Here is a 14,724-nt window from a genome sequence, read left to right as displayed (position 1 = left end):
GGTGCGGCAGGCCAGCATAGCGCAGGCCTCCCTTGCGTCCGCCGGTGCCCGTGGGCAGGGCCGGCCTGCTCGTGCCGGGCGCGGCGACGTGCATGCCCGGCTACCATGTCGCGATGGCCCAGGCGGCCGGAACGCGACGATGGCACCGGACCTTCCCGACGCTGCAACGGATCCGCTCGCGCGGCTGCTGGCCGGCGATGGCTGCATCGTGCTCGATGGCGCGCTGGCGACCGAGCTGCAGGCGCGCGGCTGCGACCTCGACGATCCGCTGTGGTCGGCACGGGTCCTGCTGGAGCGACCGGAGCTGATCTACCGGGTGCACCGCGACTACTTCGAAGCGGGGGCGCAGTGCGCGATCACCGCCAGCTACCAGGCGACCCCGCAAGGGTTCGCCACGCGCGGGCTCGACCTGGCGCAGTCCCGGCGATTGATCCGGCGCAGCGCCGAGCTGGCGCAGCAGGCGCGCGCCGATCACCTGCAAGTCCATCCGGATGCGGGGCCGCTGCTGGTGGCCGGCTCGATCGGCCCGTACGGCGCCTGCCTGGCCGATGGTTCGGAGTATCGCGGCGACTATGCGTTGCCGCGCGAGCGGATGCTGGCGTTCCATCGGCCGCGCATGGCCGCGCTCGCGGACGCCGGCGTGGACCTGCTGGCCTGCGAGACCCAGCCGTCCGCGCCGGAGATCGACGCGCTGCTGGGGTTGCTGGAGGAATTCCCGGCGATGCGCGCGTGGTTCACCTTCACCCTGCGCGACGCGACGCACCTGAGCGACGGCACGCCGCTGGCGGACGTGGTCGCGCGCGTGCAGGCCAACCCGCAGGTGGTGGCGCTCGGCATCAACTGCATCGCGCTGGAACGGGTGGAGGACGCGCTCGCGCACCTGGCATCGCTCACGCGATTGCCGCTGGTGGCCTATCCCAATTCGGGCGAGCGCTACGACGCGGCGGACAAGACCTGGCACGCCGACCCCGGGGCTACCGGTACGCTGGCCGGGTGCGCCTCGTCCTGGCGCGCTGCGGGCGCGCGCCTGATCGGCGGATGCTGCCGCACCACGCCGCGCGACATCGCGGCGTTGGCGATGCGATTGCATCCAGCCAAGGACGACGCCTAGGCGGCCTGCCGGTGCTCCCGGCATGCCTCGCAGTGCCGCCTGCCGCCATTCCCCGCCTGCGCGGTACTGAAGATCGATCCCGCGATGCCGGCCAGCGAGAGGCCGGGGCCGTCGCCGCCCCGGCCACGCCTACGACGACGGCTTGCCGCCCTTCTTGGAGGCGATCCAACGGCCGATCTTTTCCTGCAGGACGTCCAGCGGCACCGAGCCGTCCTTCAGTACCTCCGCATGGAATTCGCGGACGTCGAACGCCGGGCCGAGCTCGCGGCTGGCCTGATCGCGCAGCGCCTGCATCTTCAGCTCGCCGATCTTGTAGGCCAGGGCCTGGCCGGGGATCGCCATGGCGCGCTCCACCTCCGCCTCGGCTTCCTCGCGGGTGGCGGGAGCGTTGTCGAGGATGTAGTCGATCGCCTGCTGCCGGCTCCAGCTCTTGCCGTTGAGGCCGGTGTCCACCACCAGCCGCACCGCGCGCCACAGTTCGTTGCGCAGGTAGCCGAAGTAGCTGTACGGGTCCTCGTACAGGCCCAGTTCCTTGCCGAGCGATTCGCTGTACAGCCCCCAGCCTTCGACGAATGCGGTCTCGCCGCCGAACCGGCGGAAGCGCGGCAAATGGCCGAGTTCCTGCTGCAGGCCGAGCTGGAAGTGATGGCCGGGCACGCCCTCGTGCAGGAACTGGTCCTGCGCCTCCCAGGTCCTGCGCTTGGGCAGGTCGGAGGTGTTGACGTAGAGCGTGCCGGGGCGCGAACCATCGGCGCTGGGCGGCAGGTAGGACACCGCCGAGGCGGTCTGCGCGCGGTACGGCTCCACCGGCTTGATCTCGAAACCCGCCTTGGGCACCAGCGAGAACAGCCTGGGCGCGCTGGCCTGCACCCGCGATTGCAGCGCGCGGTAGTAGTCCAGCAGTTCCGCCTCGCTCCTGAAGGCGAAGCGCTTGTCTTCCTGCATCGACTTGAAGAACTTCTGCAGCGATCCGCGCGCGCGGGTCTGCTTCATCACGTCCTGCAACTGCGCCTGGATGCGCGCGACCTCGTCCAGGCCGATCCGGTGGATCTGCTCGGGCGCCATGTCGGCCGAGGTGGTGCTCTGGCGCACGTCGTAGGCGTACCAGGCGGCGCCGTTGGGCAGTGCGCCGCGGCCGTCGGTGTCGCGGCAGGCCGGCAGGTACTCGGTGGCGATGAAGCCGCGCAGCGCGCGATAGGCCGGCATGATCCGGTACTCGATCATGCGCTTGTACTCGGCGGCGATGCGCGCCTTGTCCTCGGCCGGGAACGACTCGGGCATGTTGCGCACCGGAGCCCAGAAGATGCTCTGTTCGGCGGTCGGCTTGATCAGCGCGTCCAGCTGCGGCAGCACTTTCTGCATCAGCACCTTCGGCTGCACCACGCCCGCCTTGATGCCTTCGCGCATGTTGGCGATGGCCTGGTCGAAGAGGTCCGGGATGCCCAGCGAGCGGCGCGACCAGTCGTCGTAGTCCTGCACCGTGTTGAACGGCTGCGCTCCGGTGCCGGAGCCGAGCATCGCCATCACGTTGGCGACGTTGTAGTACTGGTTGATCGGCAGCATCCAGCTCGGGAACTGTTCGGCCGCCAGGGCGTTGTTGGCGTCGCGCACGAAGATCTCGTAGCTCAGCAGGTCCTGGCCGGACAGGCCGTCCGGGCCGATCGCCTCCACCTTGGCCAGCCATTCGGTGACGAAATCGTGGGATTGCTGGCGGAAGGCGGCGGACAGGAAGTTGGGAAGCTGGTCGTTGTAGCGGCCATCGCCCTGCAGCGTGGCCTGCAGCGGATTGAGCTTCAGCGAGGCGTCCCAGTACTGGTCGTAGAGCGCGTTCAGCCGTGTGGCCTTGTCGACCTTGGCCGGGGCGGGGGCCGGCTTGGGCCGGGCGGCCCGGGTCGACTTGGCGGTCTTCGCGCGCGCCTGCTGGCTAGTCTGGGACTTGGCGTTCTTCTTCTTGGCCGCCTCGGCCGGCGGTGCCAGCGACAGGCTCAATGCCGCCGCGATGGCGAGCGAAAGCAGGCGGGAAAGCGGCAACGGCATCGCGGGCTCCGGCAACAAGCGAGCCGGGGAGCTTGCCCGATCCGGAAGCGTACGGCCAGCGATCCGGCACGCGCGGCGCGGCAAGGATTCATGCTCGTGAGAGGCGGGGGCGGCCTGCCGGTATGCCGACGACGGCAGGGGTTCCCGCCGCGCCAAGCGTTGCCTCCGCCCGGCGAAGGCCCGCTATGCCGCGGCTTCCTCGCGCAGCCGTTGGGCGCGCGCCGCGCCGAGATAGGCGGTGATGCCGCGGCGCATCACGTACAGCAGCGGGATCAGCAGCACCGCGAACAGCATCTTGTAGACGTAGTTGACCGTGCTGACCGCCAGGAACAGCGACAGCGGCCAATGCTGCGGCCCGATCACGAAGGCGATGTAGATCACCACGAAGCTGTCCACCAACTGCGACACCGCGGTCGAGCCGGTCGCGCGCAGCCAGACATGCTTCTCGCCGGTGGCGCGGCGGATGCGGTGGAACACCGCCACGTCGATCAACTGGCCGACCAGGAACGCCACCAGCGACCCGGCGATCGTCCACATGCCCTGGCCGAACACCGCGGCGAACGCGGCCTGGTAATCGGGCACGCCCTGCGACTGCGCGGCCTGCACCCACCAGCCGGCGGGCGCGAGATGGATCGCGGCGAACGCGAACAGGAAGCCATAGCCGATCAGGCCGACCGCGATCCACGAGATGAAGCGCACGCCGCGGCTGCCGAAGAACTCGTTGATCGTGTCGGTCATGATGAACACGATCGGCCACAGCAGCGTGCCCGCGGTGAAGCTCAGCGAACCGGTCTGGCCGAACAGGTTCCAGTTCAGCGGCGCGATGCCGAGGGTGTCCTCCAGCGCGAAGATCTTGACGCCGATGAACTCGGCCAGCGCGGCGTTGACGCAGAAGAACGCCGACAGCGCGATGAACAGCCTTACCGCGCGGTCGTCGAGCGTGCGCGCCGGGTGCATGCGTTCAGCGGTCCGCGGTACGGGTGAAGGGCACCGTCTCGGGCGAGACCGCGCCGCCGGAGATGATGAAGCTCATCGCCTGGTCCACGCTCCAGTCGGTCGGGGTCAGCAACTCCACCGGCACGATTTCCAGGTAGCCGGAGGTCGGGTTGGGCGTGGTCGGCACGTAGACGGCGGCCAGCTCGCGGCCGGTGCCGTGCTCGCGGATCACCCGGGTGACCAGGCCGACCGATTTCATGTCCCGGTGCGGGAAGTCGATCAGGACCACGCGCTGGGTGCTGCCCGGCTGGGTCTGCAGGATGTCCAGCAGCTTGCGCGCGCTGTCGTAGACGATGCTGGCCAGGGGAATGCGCCGCATCACCGCCTCGAACCAGCGCAGCAGGCGCTGGCCGATCACCTTGCGGCTGAGATAGCCCACCAGCAGGATCGCCAGCAGCGTCGCCAGCAGGGCGATGGTGTTCTGCACCCACAACGCCTCGATCCAGTCCAGCGACCCCGGGAACGAGGCGGCGATCCGGGCCGAGAGCGGCACTACCCACGGGCTGCTGATGCCCGACAGCAGCACGAACACGAACTTGACCACGACCCAGGTCAGCCAGACCGGCAGCAGGGTGAGAAGGCCCGTCAGGAAGACTCGCTGCAGGGAGGGGCGGGGGTGTGCGGCAGCATCGGGCGACATCCGCCCATTGTAGTGGAGCGCAATGCCGCGGTGCAGCGTGCCTGGCGGCCGGCGCCGAAGGCCGGGATGACTACCGGCACATCCGCTATACCGAAGTTGAGGATAGTGTTGCCTCCAACCTAGTGGAGGCCGCCATGGTGGATGTCGAAGCCCAGCTCAGGAAGTTCCAGAAGGAGCTCAGCGCCGGCACCGTGTCGCTGGCCCTGCTGGCGGTGCTCGACCGCGCCGAGGAACCGCTGTACGGCTATCTCATCGCCAAGCGGCTGGAGCGGCTCGACGGGGTGCTGAGCGGCAAGCAGAGCGCGCTCTACCCGGTGCTGCGCAACCTGGAAGGCGCCGGCCTGCTGGACAGCCACGTCGAACCGTCGCAGGCGGGCCCGCCGCGCCGTTACTACCGCATCACCGAACACGGGCGCGCCTGCCTGCGGCAATGGGCCGAGGCCTGGCGCGCCACCCGGGATTCCGTCGATTCCGTACTGGAGGGGGACAACGCATGACCACCGAACGCACGCCTCGGCCGCTGCCGACCACGATTCCCGAATACCTGGCGCAACTGCGCCAGGCGCTGGCCGGCGCCGACCCGGCGATGGTCCAGGACGCCCTCTACGACGCCGAGGAATACCTGCGCTCGGAACTGGCCGAACAGTCCGGCAAGAGCGAGGCCGAGGTCATCGCCGAGGTCGCCGGCAGCTACGGCGCGCCCGAGGAAGTGGCGGAGATCTACCGCGAGACCGAAGTCACGGTGACGCGCGCGCTGCGTCCGCCGCAACCGCCGAAACGGCGCTCGCCGCTCGGCCGCTTCTTCGGCATCGCCGCCGACCCGCGCACCTACGGCGCGCTCTTCTATCTCGTGCTGGCGCTGGCGACCGGCATCTTCTATTTCACCTGGGTGGTGACCGGCTTCTCGCTGTCGCTGGGCCTGTCGGTCACCATCGTCGGCCTGCCGCTGCTGGTGCTGTTCTTCGGGTCCACGCGCCTGCTCGCGCTGGTGGAAGGGCGGGTCGTGGAGACCTTGCTCGGCGTGCGCATGCCGCGGCGCCCGCCGCATGCCGGCCCGCCCAAGCCGTGGCTGCAGCGCATCGCCGACATGTTCACCGACGCGCGCACCTGGAGCACCTTGCTGTACTTCGTGCTGATGCTGCCGCTGGGCGTCGTCTACTTCACGGTGACGACGGTCCTCACGGCGTGCTCGCTGGCCCTGTTGCTGAGTCCCCTGGCGTTGCTGGCGCCGGGCCACACGGGCATCTACATCGACGACTGGAACCTGGCCGCGGACGCGCCCTGGCTCTCGATCCCCATGGCCCTGGCCGGCGTGCTGATGCTGTTCGCCACGCTGCACCTGGTGCGCCTGCTCGGGCACGTGCACGGCCTGTTCGCCAAGCACCTGCTCGTGCGCGGCAATTGACGCGGGCCGCCGCGAAACGCAAACGCCGCGGGCGACCGCGGCGTTCGAGCGTTCCCGTACAGCGGGGGCGCGTCAGGCGCCGCGCCTGCGCCGCAGCGGGGTGACCTTCGCGCCCGCCGAGCCACGGCGCTGGCTGACCGGCACCGCATCGTAGCGGGCGATGAACTCGCGCACCTGCGGGTAGACGATCTCGCGCCAGCGGCGCCCGCTGAAGATGCCGTAATGGCCGGCGCCTTCCACCACCAGGTGCTTGCGGTCGGCTTCGTCGATGCCGGTGCACAGCGCATGCGCGGCTTCGGTCTGGCCGAGCCCGGCGATGTCGTCCAGTTCGCCCTCGATGCTCAGCAGCGCGGTGTTGCGGATCGCCGACGGCTTGACCAACTGCCCGCCGACCTTCCACTTGCCGCGCGGCAGCAGGAATTCCTGGAACACCACGCGGATCGTGTCGAGGTAGTAGCGCGCCGGCATGTCGAGCACGGCGTTGTACTCGTCGTAGAAGCGCCGGTGCGCCTGCGCGTCCTCCAGGTCGCCCTTGACCAGGTTGGTGTAGAAGTCCCAGTGCGACATCACGTGCCGGCTGGGATTCATCGCCAGGAAACCGGCATGCTGCAGGAAGCCGGGATACACCTGCCGGCCATGGCCGGGATAGGGGTAGGGCACGGTGTGGATGACGTTGTTCTCGAACCACTCGATCGGATTGCGGGTGGCGAGGTTGTTGACCGCGGTGGGGCTGCAGCGCGCATCGATCGGCCCGCCCATCATCACCAGCGACTCCGGCGTGCGTTCGCCCTGCGCGGCCATCAGCGACACCGCCGCCAGCACCGGCACCGTCGGCTGGCACACGCTCATCACGTGCAGGCGCGGCTGGTGCTCGCCGATGTGGCGGATGAATTCCCGGACGTAGGCGATGTAGTCCTCGAGGCTGAAATCGCCTTCCTCGACCGGCACCATGCGCGCGTCCACCCAATCGGTCACGTAGACCTTGTGGTCGCGCAGCAGGGTGCGCACGGTATCGCGCAGCAGCGTGGCGTGATGGCCCGACAGCGGCGCCACCACCAGCACGGCGGGCTGCTGCTTCATCCGCGCCATCAATGCCGGGTCGTCGCTGAAGCGCTTGAAGCGCAGCAGGCGGCAGAACGGCTTGGTCAGCACCTCGCGCTCGATGATCGGCAGCGAATGGCCGTCGACCTCGACGTCGTCCAGCGCCCAGGCCGGCTTCTCGTAGTCCTTGGTGAGGCGATGCAGCAGCTCGTTGCTGGCGGCCAGGCGGTCCGCGCCGGGCAGGGTGGCCCACAGGCTGTCCGGACTGGAGAACATCTTGGCGTTGGCCTGGGCCTGGTGGACCCACGGGGCAAGCAGATTACGGGTCAGTTCATGCAATTGGTAAAGCACGTCACCCATCCGTCTGGCGGTTTGCTGCCGTGCAGCATACCCGAATTGGCGCATTTGCACCTTAATGGGGTTTTCCTGCTTTGCAGGTGCGGAAGGGCTCAAGCCTTTTCCAGCGCCGACGCATGCCCGTCGAGCGCCGGAGACAGCCAGCAGTGCGAGCCGACCGCGGTGAACCCCGCCTTGGCGAAACGGGAGCGATACCAGCGCGCGGGCCGCGCCTGGAAACCGGCATGGTCGCCCTCGAACTCGTCCTCGGCCGTGAACAGTTCCAGGAACGCCACGCCGCCGCACAGCTCGGCCAGGCCCGGCAGGCCCTGCGCCAGTTCGCGGCTGGGCACGTAATGCAGCACGTCCGAGCAGACCAGCAGGTCGACCGGCGCACACGGGCGCAGCCAGGCGAAATCGCCGAAGCGCGCCAGGTGCACGTTGCGGCTGCGGCCGTAGCGGCGCACCGCGTACTCGCTGCCGTCGAAGCCGAGGTAGCTGGCGCGCGGGCGCAATTCCCGCAGCGGCGCGCGCCACGCGCCTTCGCCGCACCCGATGTCGAGCACGCTGCGGATCGGGCGTTCCAGGTAGTGCTCGGCCTGCGCGACGGCCAGTGCGACCTTGCGCCGCAGGCGCGCCCGGTCGTGCAGGCCGGCGTTGCCGTACCAATGCCGGAAGTAGTCGCGGTCGTAGGTCTTGTCCATCGCGTACGGTGTTTCGCCTGGCCGGATCGGTGAAAATGCGCGCCATCCTACACGCGAGCCGCGGAGCCAGCGCATGACCCTGTACCTGTGGATCAAGACCTTCCACCTGCTGTTCGTGATCGCCTGGATGGCGGCGGTGTTCTACCTGCCGCGCATCCTGGTCAACATCGCCGAAACGGAAGGGCAGGCCGACGTGCGCGCGCGGCTGGTCCTGATGGGCCGCAGGCTGTACCGCTTCGGCCACAACATGTTCGGCCTGGCGGTGGCGCTGGGGGCGGTGCTATGGCTGGGATACCGCTTCATCCCGGATTTCCCGACCATGGTCGGCCCGGGCACCGGTTGGCTGCACGCCAAGCTCGCGCTGGTGGTGGCGATCCTGGCCTACTACGTCTTCACCGGGCGCTGGCTGAAGGGCGCCGAGCAGGGCAAGCCGCTGCCGGGCTCGCGCACGCTGCGCCTGTTCAACGAACTGCCCCTGCTGGCGCTGGTGGCGATCATCTGGCTGGTGCTGTTCAAGCCGTTTTGACGGCCGTGATGGGGCATTCGCGATCCGCAAAAGCGGCGTGCCAGCCATGCCGCTTTTGCGGATTCCCCATTACGAACCAGCCATCGCGGCTCCTCACGCCGCCTCGTACGCCCCGTAGCCGCGCAGGCGCTCGTAGCGCTTTTCCAGCAGCTGGTCCACGGGGATCTTCTCCAGCGCGTCCAGTTCGTTGAGCAACACCGCCTTGAGGCGCTTGGCCATCTGGGTCGGGTTGCGATGCGCGCCGCCGGTGGGCTCGCGCACGACCTTGTCGACCAGGCCCAGGTCCTTCAGGCGCTTGGCGGTCAGGCCGAGCTGTTCGGCGGCATCCTTGGCCTTGGCCGCGTCCTTCCACAGGATCGAGGCGCAGCCTTCCGGGCTGATCACCGAATAGGTGCCGTACTCGAGCATCAGGGTGCGGTCGCCGACGCCGATCGCCAGCGCGCCGCCCGAGCCACCTTCGCCGATCACGGTGCAGATCACCGGGATCTTCAGCTCGGCCATCTCGATCAGGTTGCGCGCGATCGCCTCGGACTGGCCGCGCTCCTCGGCATCGATGCCCGGCCAGGCGCCGGCGGTGTCGATGAAGGTCAGCAGCGGCAGCCGGAAGCGCTCGGCCAGCTTCATCAGGCGCAGCGCCTTGCGGTAGCCCTCCGGCTTGGGCATGCCGAAGTTGCGGCGGATCTTCTCCTTGGTGTCGCGGCCCTTCTGGTGGCCGATCACCACCACCGGGCGGCCGGCGATGCGGGCCAGGCCGCCGACGATGGCCTTGTCGTCGGCAAAGGCGCGGTCGCCGGCCAGTTCCTGGAACTCGTCGCACATGACCCGCAGGTAGTCCAGCGTATACGGGCGCTGCGGGTGGCGCGCCAGCTGCGAGACCTGCCAGGCCGAGAGATCGCGGAAGATCTGGGCGGTGCGCAGCCGCAGCTTGTCCTGCAGGGCACGCACTTCGACCTCCACGTTGACCGCCGGGCCGGTGCTGGCGTTGCGCAGCTCCTGGATCTTGGCTTCCAGGTCGGCGATGGGTTGCTCGAAGTCGAGGTAGTTCGGATTCATGGGACGCCGTGAGGAACCAAAGGGGCGAAGTGTAGCCGAATGCTCCGTCGCGGCCCGTACGCCCCGGTGCGGATCGATGCCGGAAACGGTCGAGCTCCGGCCGCCGAAGACCCAAGGAGGACGCTTGGCCGATACCGCCCGTCGGGACTGAAGTCCCTCCCACGAGGAGCAGACTGCATCGGGCCGCATGACGACCCAGGACGCAGGTTCCGATCGAACGCGAATGGACCCCAACGAAAAACCCCGGCGCTTGGCCGGGGCTTTGGGACGAGCGCTTTACTGCCGCTGGGCGGCGTGGCGCGAAGTGCCGGGCTGCACGTAGACCAGGCGGGTGCCGGCATCGCGGCTCGGCAGCGCCGGCTCGAACGAGCCCAGGTAGGCGGTGTAGACGCGGCGCAACTCGCCGGTGTCGTAGGCCAGGACCGGCGCCAGGCTCGGCAGGCCGGCATCCTCCAGCGCCGTCAGGTAGGTCGGCGACGGCATGCCGGGGTTCACCACGTAGGAGAAGGTGCTGGGACCTTCGACCACGTGCTGGTAGTAGCTCACGAAATCGCGCGCGGCGAAGATCTTGGCATCGGCCAGCGCATCGTCCGCACGGGCGCGGCCGACTGGCGGCGCATCGTGCACGCCGGCGCGCCAGCTGCGGTTGATGATCAGCTCGTCGCTCAGGCGGTACGGGCCTTCGTAGGTGGTCCCTTCGAGGGTGACGCCCGGGTGGGCGTCGTCGAAGCGGCTCACCACCGGCTCGTGCGAGGGCGAGGTGGTGCTCGCGATGACGTAGGCGCTGCGGGTCGGGTTGATCAGCCCGCCGCGGTCGGCCGAGGACACCAGGAAGTTGATGTCGCCCAGCGCATCGGTGTGCAGGGTATGGGCGCCCGCGTCCAGCTGCAGGGCGACCGAGCCGCCGGCCGGCACGCGGTGCTCGGTGCCGTCCACGGTCACCGTGATGGCGGAAGCGGTCGGGTTGTCGATCTCGTAGGCTTTCGGGGCGGCGCTGCAGCCTGCGAGCAGGGCAACGACCAGCGGAGCGGCGAGCAGGGCTTTCATGGTGGGGAGTCCTAGGCCGTCATGGGTCCGAGAGCGCAGTGTGCGCCCGGGGGTGTGTACGGCGCCTTTACGCATTCATGCGGCGCGGCCGGCGCTTCGTGGGCCGCGCCCGTGCCACTTCGGACGGCATGGTCTCGCGGATTGCTGAGACGCCGGCCGGCCTCGCCCGGAACGGGAGGCGGCCTTTCATTGCGCCCACGGCGGGTTGTACTTGACCTTGAGCGCGCGTACCGCCGGGTCGCCGCGCAGGGCGTCGATCAGCTGCGGATCGACCCGGACCGAGCCGCTGCCGTTCAGGTCCAGCATGCCGGCCACGCCGCCCTTGGGCGAGCGCAGCAGCAGGTCCAGCCGCAGCGGCGTGCGTCCGGGGCGGTGGCGGGCGAGCAGGGCATCGATGCGCTGCCAGGCCTGGCGGTCGCGCAGGTCCAGCCGCAGCATCAGGCGCTGGGCGTGCTGGGCGCAGATCTGCTCGTAATCCCAGCACTGGCGGATGCGCAGGCTGTAGCCGCCGTTGAATTCGTCCTCGCGCAGGCCGCCGCGCACGATCAGGATGCGGTCGCGGGTCAGCAGGTCGCCGAACTCGGCCATCGCATCGGAGAACGCCGAGCATTCCACCCGGCCCCGGCCGTCCTCCAACTGCACGAACACCTGGCTGTCGCCCTTGCGGCGCACGCCGACCACCATGCCGGCCAGGACGGCGTTGACCTCCGGGCGCCAGGCGCGCTTCTCGCCGTCGCCGCCCCCGCCGCCGCGCTGCTGCGAGGCGACGATCTTCTCCAGGGCGCCCAGGTCGCAGCCGACCAGCTCCTTCACTTCCTCGCGATACGGGTCGAACGGATGGCCGCTCAGGTACAGCCCGAGCGTCTCGCGTTCGCCGTTCAATACCTGCGCGAGCGGCCATTCCTTGCTTTCCGGCAGCTCCAGGTGGATCGCCGGCGCCGACAGGTCGGGGCCGCCGAACAGCGAGTTCTGCCCGGACTCGCGCTCCTTGGCCATCTGGTCGGTGGCCTTGAGCACTTCCGGCAGCTGCAGCATCAGCGAGGCGCGGTTCTTGCCCAGCCCGTCCAGCGCGCCGGCGTTGATCATCGCCTCGAGCGTGCGCCGGTTGAGCTTGGACGAGTCCACCCGCGTGCAGAAATCCAGCAGCGAGGTGTACTCGCCGCCGCGCTGGCGCTCCTCGACGATCGCCTCGCAGGCGCCGCGGCCGACGCCCTTGATCGCGCCGATGCCGTAGCGGATGGTGTCCGCGTTGGCGGCCTCGAACATGTAGGCCGATTCGTTGACGCGCGGTGGCAGCACCTGCAGGTTGAGGTTGCGCGCCTCGTCGAGGAAGCCGACCACCTTGTCGGTGTTGTCCATGTCCGAAGACAGGGTCGCGGCCATGAACTCGGCCGGATAGTGGCGCTTGAGCCAGGCGGTCTGGTAGCTGACCAGCGCGTAGGCGGCGGCGTGCGACTTGTTGAAGCCGTAGCCGGCGAACTTCTCCATCAGGTCGAAGATCTCGTCGGCCTTGGCCGCGTCCACGCCGCCCTTGGCCGCGCCCTCGCGGAAGATCTCGCGATGCTTGGCCATCTCGGCCGGCACCTTCTTGCCCATCGCGCGGCGCAGCAGGTCGGCGCCGCCGAGCGAGTAGCCGCCGACGATCTGCGCCATCTGCATCACCTGCTCCTGGTACACCATGATCCCGTAGGTGTCCTTCAGGATCGCTTCGGTGCGCGGGTCGGGATAGATGATCTCCTGCTGGCCGTGCTTGCGCGCGTTGAAGTCCGGGATCAGGTCCATCGGGCCCGGGCGGTACAGCGACACCAGCGCGATCAGGTCCTCGAAGCGGTCCGGGCGCGCGTCCTTGAGCAGGCGGCGCATGCCCGAGGATTCGAACTGGAACACCGCGCCGGTGTTGCCCGAGGCGAAGATGTCCTTGTAGGTGGCCGGGTCGTCGAGCGGGATCGCGGCGATGTCGATCGGCGGGATGCCGGCGCGCGCATGGCGCCGGTTGATCGCCTTCACCGCCCAGTCGATGATCGTCAGCGTGCGCAGGCCGAGGAAGTCGAACTTCACCAGGCCGACTTCTTCCACGTCGTTCTTGTCGAACTGGGTGACCGGGTTCTTGCCGCGCCCGCCCTCGTCGTGTTCGGCGAACAGCGGGCAGAATTCGGTCAGCGGCTCCGGCGCGATCACCACGCCGCCGGCGTGCTTGCCGGCGTTGCGGGTCAGGTCCTCGAGCTGGCGCGCCAGGTCGATCAGGTCGCGGACGTCGTCCTCGTTCTGGTAGCGCTGGATCAGCTCGGGCGAGGCCATCTCGCTGTCCTTGCCTTCGCCCATCGCATCCTTGAGCGTGATGCCGAGGATGTTGGGGACCAGCTTGGCGACGCCGTCCACCAGGCCGTACGGGAAGCCCAGCACGCGGCCGGCGTCGCGCACCACCGCCTTGGCGGCCATGGTGCCGTAGGTGATGATCTGGCTGACGCGCTCGCGGCCGTACTTGCGCGCGACGTAGTCGATCACCTCGTCGCGGCGGTCCATGCAGAAGTCGATGTCGAAGTCCGGCATCGACACGCGCTCGGGATTGAGGAAGCGCTCGAACAGCAGGTTGTACGGCAGCGGGTCCAGGTCGGTGATCTTCAGGGCCCACGCCACCAGCGAACCGGCGCCGGAACCGCGGCCCGGCCCGATCGGGATGCCGTGGTTCTTGCCCCACTGGATGAAGTCCGCCACGATCAGGAAGTAGCCGGGGAACCCCATCTTGATGATGGTGTCGAGCTCGAATTCGAGCCGCTCGAAGTAGTCCTCGCGGGTCTTGCCCGGCGCCAGCGGGTTCTTCTGCAGGCGTTCCTCCAGGCCCTCGCGCGACTGCTTCTGGATCCAGGTGTCCAGCGTCTCGTCGTCGGGCACCGGGTACTTGGGCAGGAAGTAGGTGCCCAGGCGCATCTCGATGTTGCAGCGCTTGGCCAGCTCGAGCGTGTTGTCGATCGCGTCGGGGATGTCGGCGAACAGCTCGCACATCTGCTCGGACGACTTCAGGTACTGCTCCGGGCTGTACTCGCGCGGTCGCTTGGGGTCGTCGAGCACGCGGCCGGAGGCGATGCACACGCGCGCCTCGTGCGCGTCGAAGTCCTTCTCGTGCAGGAAGCGCACGTCGTTGCTGGCCACCACCGGCAGGCCGCGCGTGCCCGCGGCATGCAGGGCGAAGCGGTTGAACGCCTCCTCGCCGTCGCGGCCGGTGCGGGTCAGCTCAAGGTGCAGGCCGTCGCCGAACACGCGCTGCCAATCGGCCAGGCTCTGTTCGGCCAGGTCGTGCCGGCCTTCGGCGAACAGCCGGCCGGCCAGGCTCTCGCGCCCGGCGAGCGCGAACAGGTTGTGGTGGTGCTCGGCGAGCCACTCCGGGTGCACGGCCACGCCGCCCTCGGGACGATGCCCTTCGAGCCAGGCGCGCGAGATCAGCCGCGACAGGCTCAGGTAGCCCTCGCGATCGCGGCACAGCAGCGTCAGCCGCCACGGGGCCTGGTCGGGCGTGGCGATCATCACGTCGGCGCCGGCGATCGGCTTGATGCCCACGCTTTCGGCCGCCTTGTAGAACTTCACCAGCGCGAACATGTTGTTCAGGTCGGTGACCGCCAGGGCGGGCAGGTCGAGTTCGACGGCGCGGCTGAGCAGGTTGGCCTGCTTGGCCTTCTTGGGATCGGCCTGGTCCGGTTTCTCGGGCACGCGGATCGTGGAATCCGCCATCGAGAATTCGGTGTGGATATGAAGATGAACGAAGCGGGACGTGGTCATGCCGGATCACTGCGGTGACCGGGCAGGGTAGTCCGGAGGGGGCGGAGCGACAAG

12 protein-coding genes are annotated in these 14,724 nt (G+C 69.1%); 4 read left to right on the top strand and 8 right to left on the bottom strand.

Annotation, left to right across the window (positions count from 1 at the left end; genetic code table 11):
- Positions 1–139: 139 nt before the first annotated feature.
- Complete coding sequence (gene mmuM / locus FD678_RS09685; RefSeq protein WP_140722213.1) at positions 140–1,111, top strand: homocysteine S-methyltransferase; 972 nt, start codon at positions 140–142, stop codon at positions 1,109–1,111.
- A gap of 129 nt (positions 1,112–1,240) precedes the next feature.
- On the opposite strand, the gene FD678_RS09680 is transcribed toward mmuM, so the two are convergent.
- The 3 genes from FD678_RS09680 to FD678_RS09670 form a co-directional block, all read right to left on the bottom strand.
- The gene (locus tag FD678_RS09680) at positions 1,241–3,148 is read right to left on the bottom strand and encodes a DUF885 domain-containing protein (RefSeq protein WP_140722211.1); all 1,908 of its coding nucleotides are present in this window, start codon (positions 3,146–3,148) and stop codon (positions 1,241–1,243) included.
- Positions 3,149–3,331: 183 nt separating this feature from the next.
- Positions 3,332–4,105: a queuosine precursor transporter gene (locus FD678_RS09675; protein ID WP_140722209.1), complete on the bottom strand. Its 774-nt coding sequence runs from the start codon at positions 4,103–4,105 to the stop codon at positions 3,332–3,334.
- A gap of 4 nt (positions 4,106–4,109) precedes the next feature.
- Positions 4,110–4,784 carry a DUF502 domain-containing protein gene (locus FD678_RS09670; RefSeq protein WP_140722207.1) on the bottom strand — a complete coding sequence of 225 codons (675 nt, stop codon included), beginning with the start codon at positions 4,782–4,784 and terminating at the stop codon, positions 4,110–4,112.
- Positions 4,785–4,918: 134 nt separating this feature from the next.
- Between FD678_RS09670 and FD678_RS09665 the strand changes: the two genes are divergently transcribed.
- The gene (locus FD678_RS09665; RefSeq protein WP_140722205.1) at positions 4,919–5,281 is read left to right on the top strand and encodes a PadR family transcriptional regulator; all 363 of its coding nucleotides are present in this window, start codon (positions 4,919–4,921) and stop codon (positions 5,279–5,281) included.
- The gene (locus FD678_RS09660; protein ID WP_140722203.1) at positions 5,278–6,189 is read left to right on the top strand and encodes a sensor domain-containing protein; all 912 of its coding nucleotides are present in this window, start codon (positions 5,278–5,280) and stop codon (positions 6,187–6,189) included. Before FD678_RS09665 ends, FD678_RS09660 begins: the two co-directional genes overlap by 4 nt.
- A 72-nt stretch (positions 6,190–6,261) precedes the next feature.
- Here the strand turns inward: FD678_RS09660 and FD678_RS09655 are convergent, their stop codons facing one another.
- Positions 6,262–7,581, bottom strand: coding sequence for a polyhydroxyalkanoate depolymerase (locus FD678_RS09655; protein WP_218569633.1), 1,320 nt, complete (start codon positions 7,579–7,581; stop codon positions 6,262–6,264).
- 98 nt (positions 7,582–7,679) lie between these two features.
- A complete protein-coding gene (locus tag FD678_RS09650; RefSeq protein WP_140722199.1) occupies positions 7,680–8,270 on the bottom strand; it encodes a class I SAM-dependent DNA methyltransferase in 591 nt (196 codons plus the stop codon).
- Between the two features lie 73 nt (positions 8,271–8,343).
- Between FD678_RS09650 and FD678_RS09645 the strand changes: the two genes are divergently transcribed.
- Entirely contained in the window at positions 8,344–8,796 is a 453-nt protein-coding gene (locus FD678_RS09645) for a CopD family protein (protein ID WP_140722197.1), read from the top strand.
- Positions 8,797–8,889: 93 nt separating this feature from the next.
- Here the strand turns inward: FD678_RS09645 and FD678_RS09640 are convergent, their stop codons facing one another.
- From FD678_RS09640 to dnaE, 3 genes are all read right to left on the bottom strand, one after another.
- Positions 8,890–9,849 carry an acetyl-CoA carboxylase carboxyltransferase subunit alpha gene (locus tag FD678_RS09640; RefSeq protein ID WP_140722195.1) on the bottom strand — a complete coding sequence of 320 codons (960 nt, stop codon included), beginning with the start codon at positions 9,847–9,849 and terminating at the stop codon, positions 8,890–8,892.
- 276 nt (positions 9,850–10,125) lie between these two features.
- Positions 10,126–10,896, bottom strand: a complete 771-nt coding sequence (locus FD678_RS09635; RefSeq protein WP_140722192.1) for a hypothetical protein — start codon at positions 10,894–10,896, stop codon at positions 10,126–10,128.
- Positions 10,897–11,082: 186 nt separating this feature from the next.
- Positions 11,083–14,670, bottom strand: coding sequence for a DNA polymerase III subunit alpha (gene dnaE / locus FD678_RS09630; RefSeq protein ID WP_140722189.1), 3,588 nt, complete (start codon positions 14,668–14,670; stop codon positions 11,083–11,085).
- Positions 14,671–14,724 lie beyond the last annotated feature (54 nt).

Origin of the sequence: Pseudomonas sp. Hp2 (genome assembly GCF_006386585.1) — a bacterium.
GTDB classification, from domain to species: Bacteria; Pseudomonadota; Gammaproteobacteria; order Xanthomonadales; family Xanthomonadaceae; genus Pseudomonas_S; species Pseudomonas_S boreopolis.
Note: the sequence above shows the minus strand (reverse complement) of the source record. Positions and strands in the feature narration are given on the sequence as shown.

Coding starts and splice junctions, on each gene's coding strand:
- FD678_RS09640 (WP_140722195.1), bottom strand. CDS start 9,849: ATGAATCCGAACTACCTCGACTTCGAGCAACCCATCGCCGACCTGGAA.
- mmuM (WP_140722213.1), top strand. CDS start 140: ATGGCACCGGACCTTCCCGACGCTGCAACGGATCCGCTCGCGCGGCTG.
- FD678_RS09680 (WP_140722211.1), bottom strand. CDS start 3,148: ATGCCGTTGCCGCTTTCCCGCCTGCTTTCGCTCGCCATCGCGGCGGCA.
- FD678_RS09665 (WP_140722205.1), top strand. CDS start 4,919: ATGGTGGATGTCGAAGCCCAGCTCAGGAAGTTCCAGAAGGAGCTCAGC.
- FD678_RS09650 (WP_140722199.1), bottom strand. CDS start 8,270: ATGGACAAGACCTACGACCGCGACTACTTCCGGCATTGGTACGGCAAC.
- dnaE (WP_140722189.1), bottom strand. CDS start 14,670: ATGACCACGTCCCGCTTCGTTCATCTTCATATCCACACCGAATTCTCG.
- FD678_RS09675 (WP_140722209.1), bottom strand. CDS start 4,105: ATGCACCCGGCGCGCACGCTCGACGACCGCGCGGTAAGGCTGTTCATC.
- FD678_RS09635 (WP_140722192.1), bottom strand. CDS start 10,896: ATGAAAGCCCTGCTCGCCGCTCCGCTGGTCGTTGCCCTGCTCGCAGGC.
- FD678_RS09645 (WP_140722197.1), top strand. CDS start 8,344: ATGACCCTGTACCTGTGGATCAAGACCTTCCACCTGCTGTTCGTGATC.
- FD678_RS09660 (WP_140722203.1), top strand. CDS start 5,278: ATGACCACCGAACGCACGCCTCGGCCGCTGCCGACCACGATTCCCGAA.
- FD678_RS09670 (WP_140722207.1), bottom strand. CDS start 4,784: ATGTCGCCCGATGCTGCCGCACACCCCCGCCCCTCCCTGCAGCGAGTC.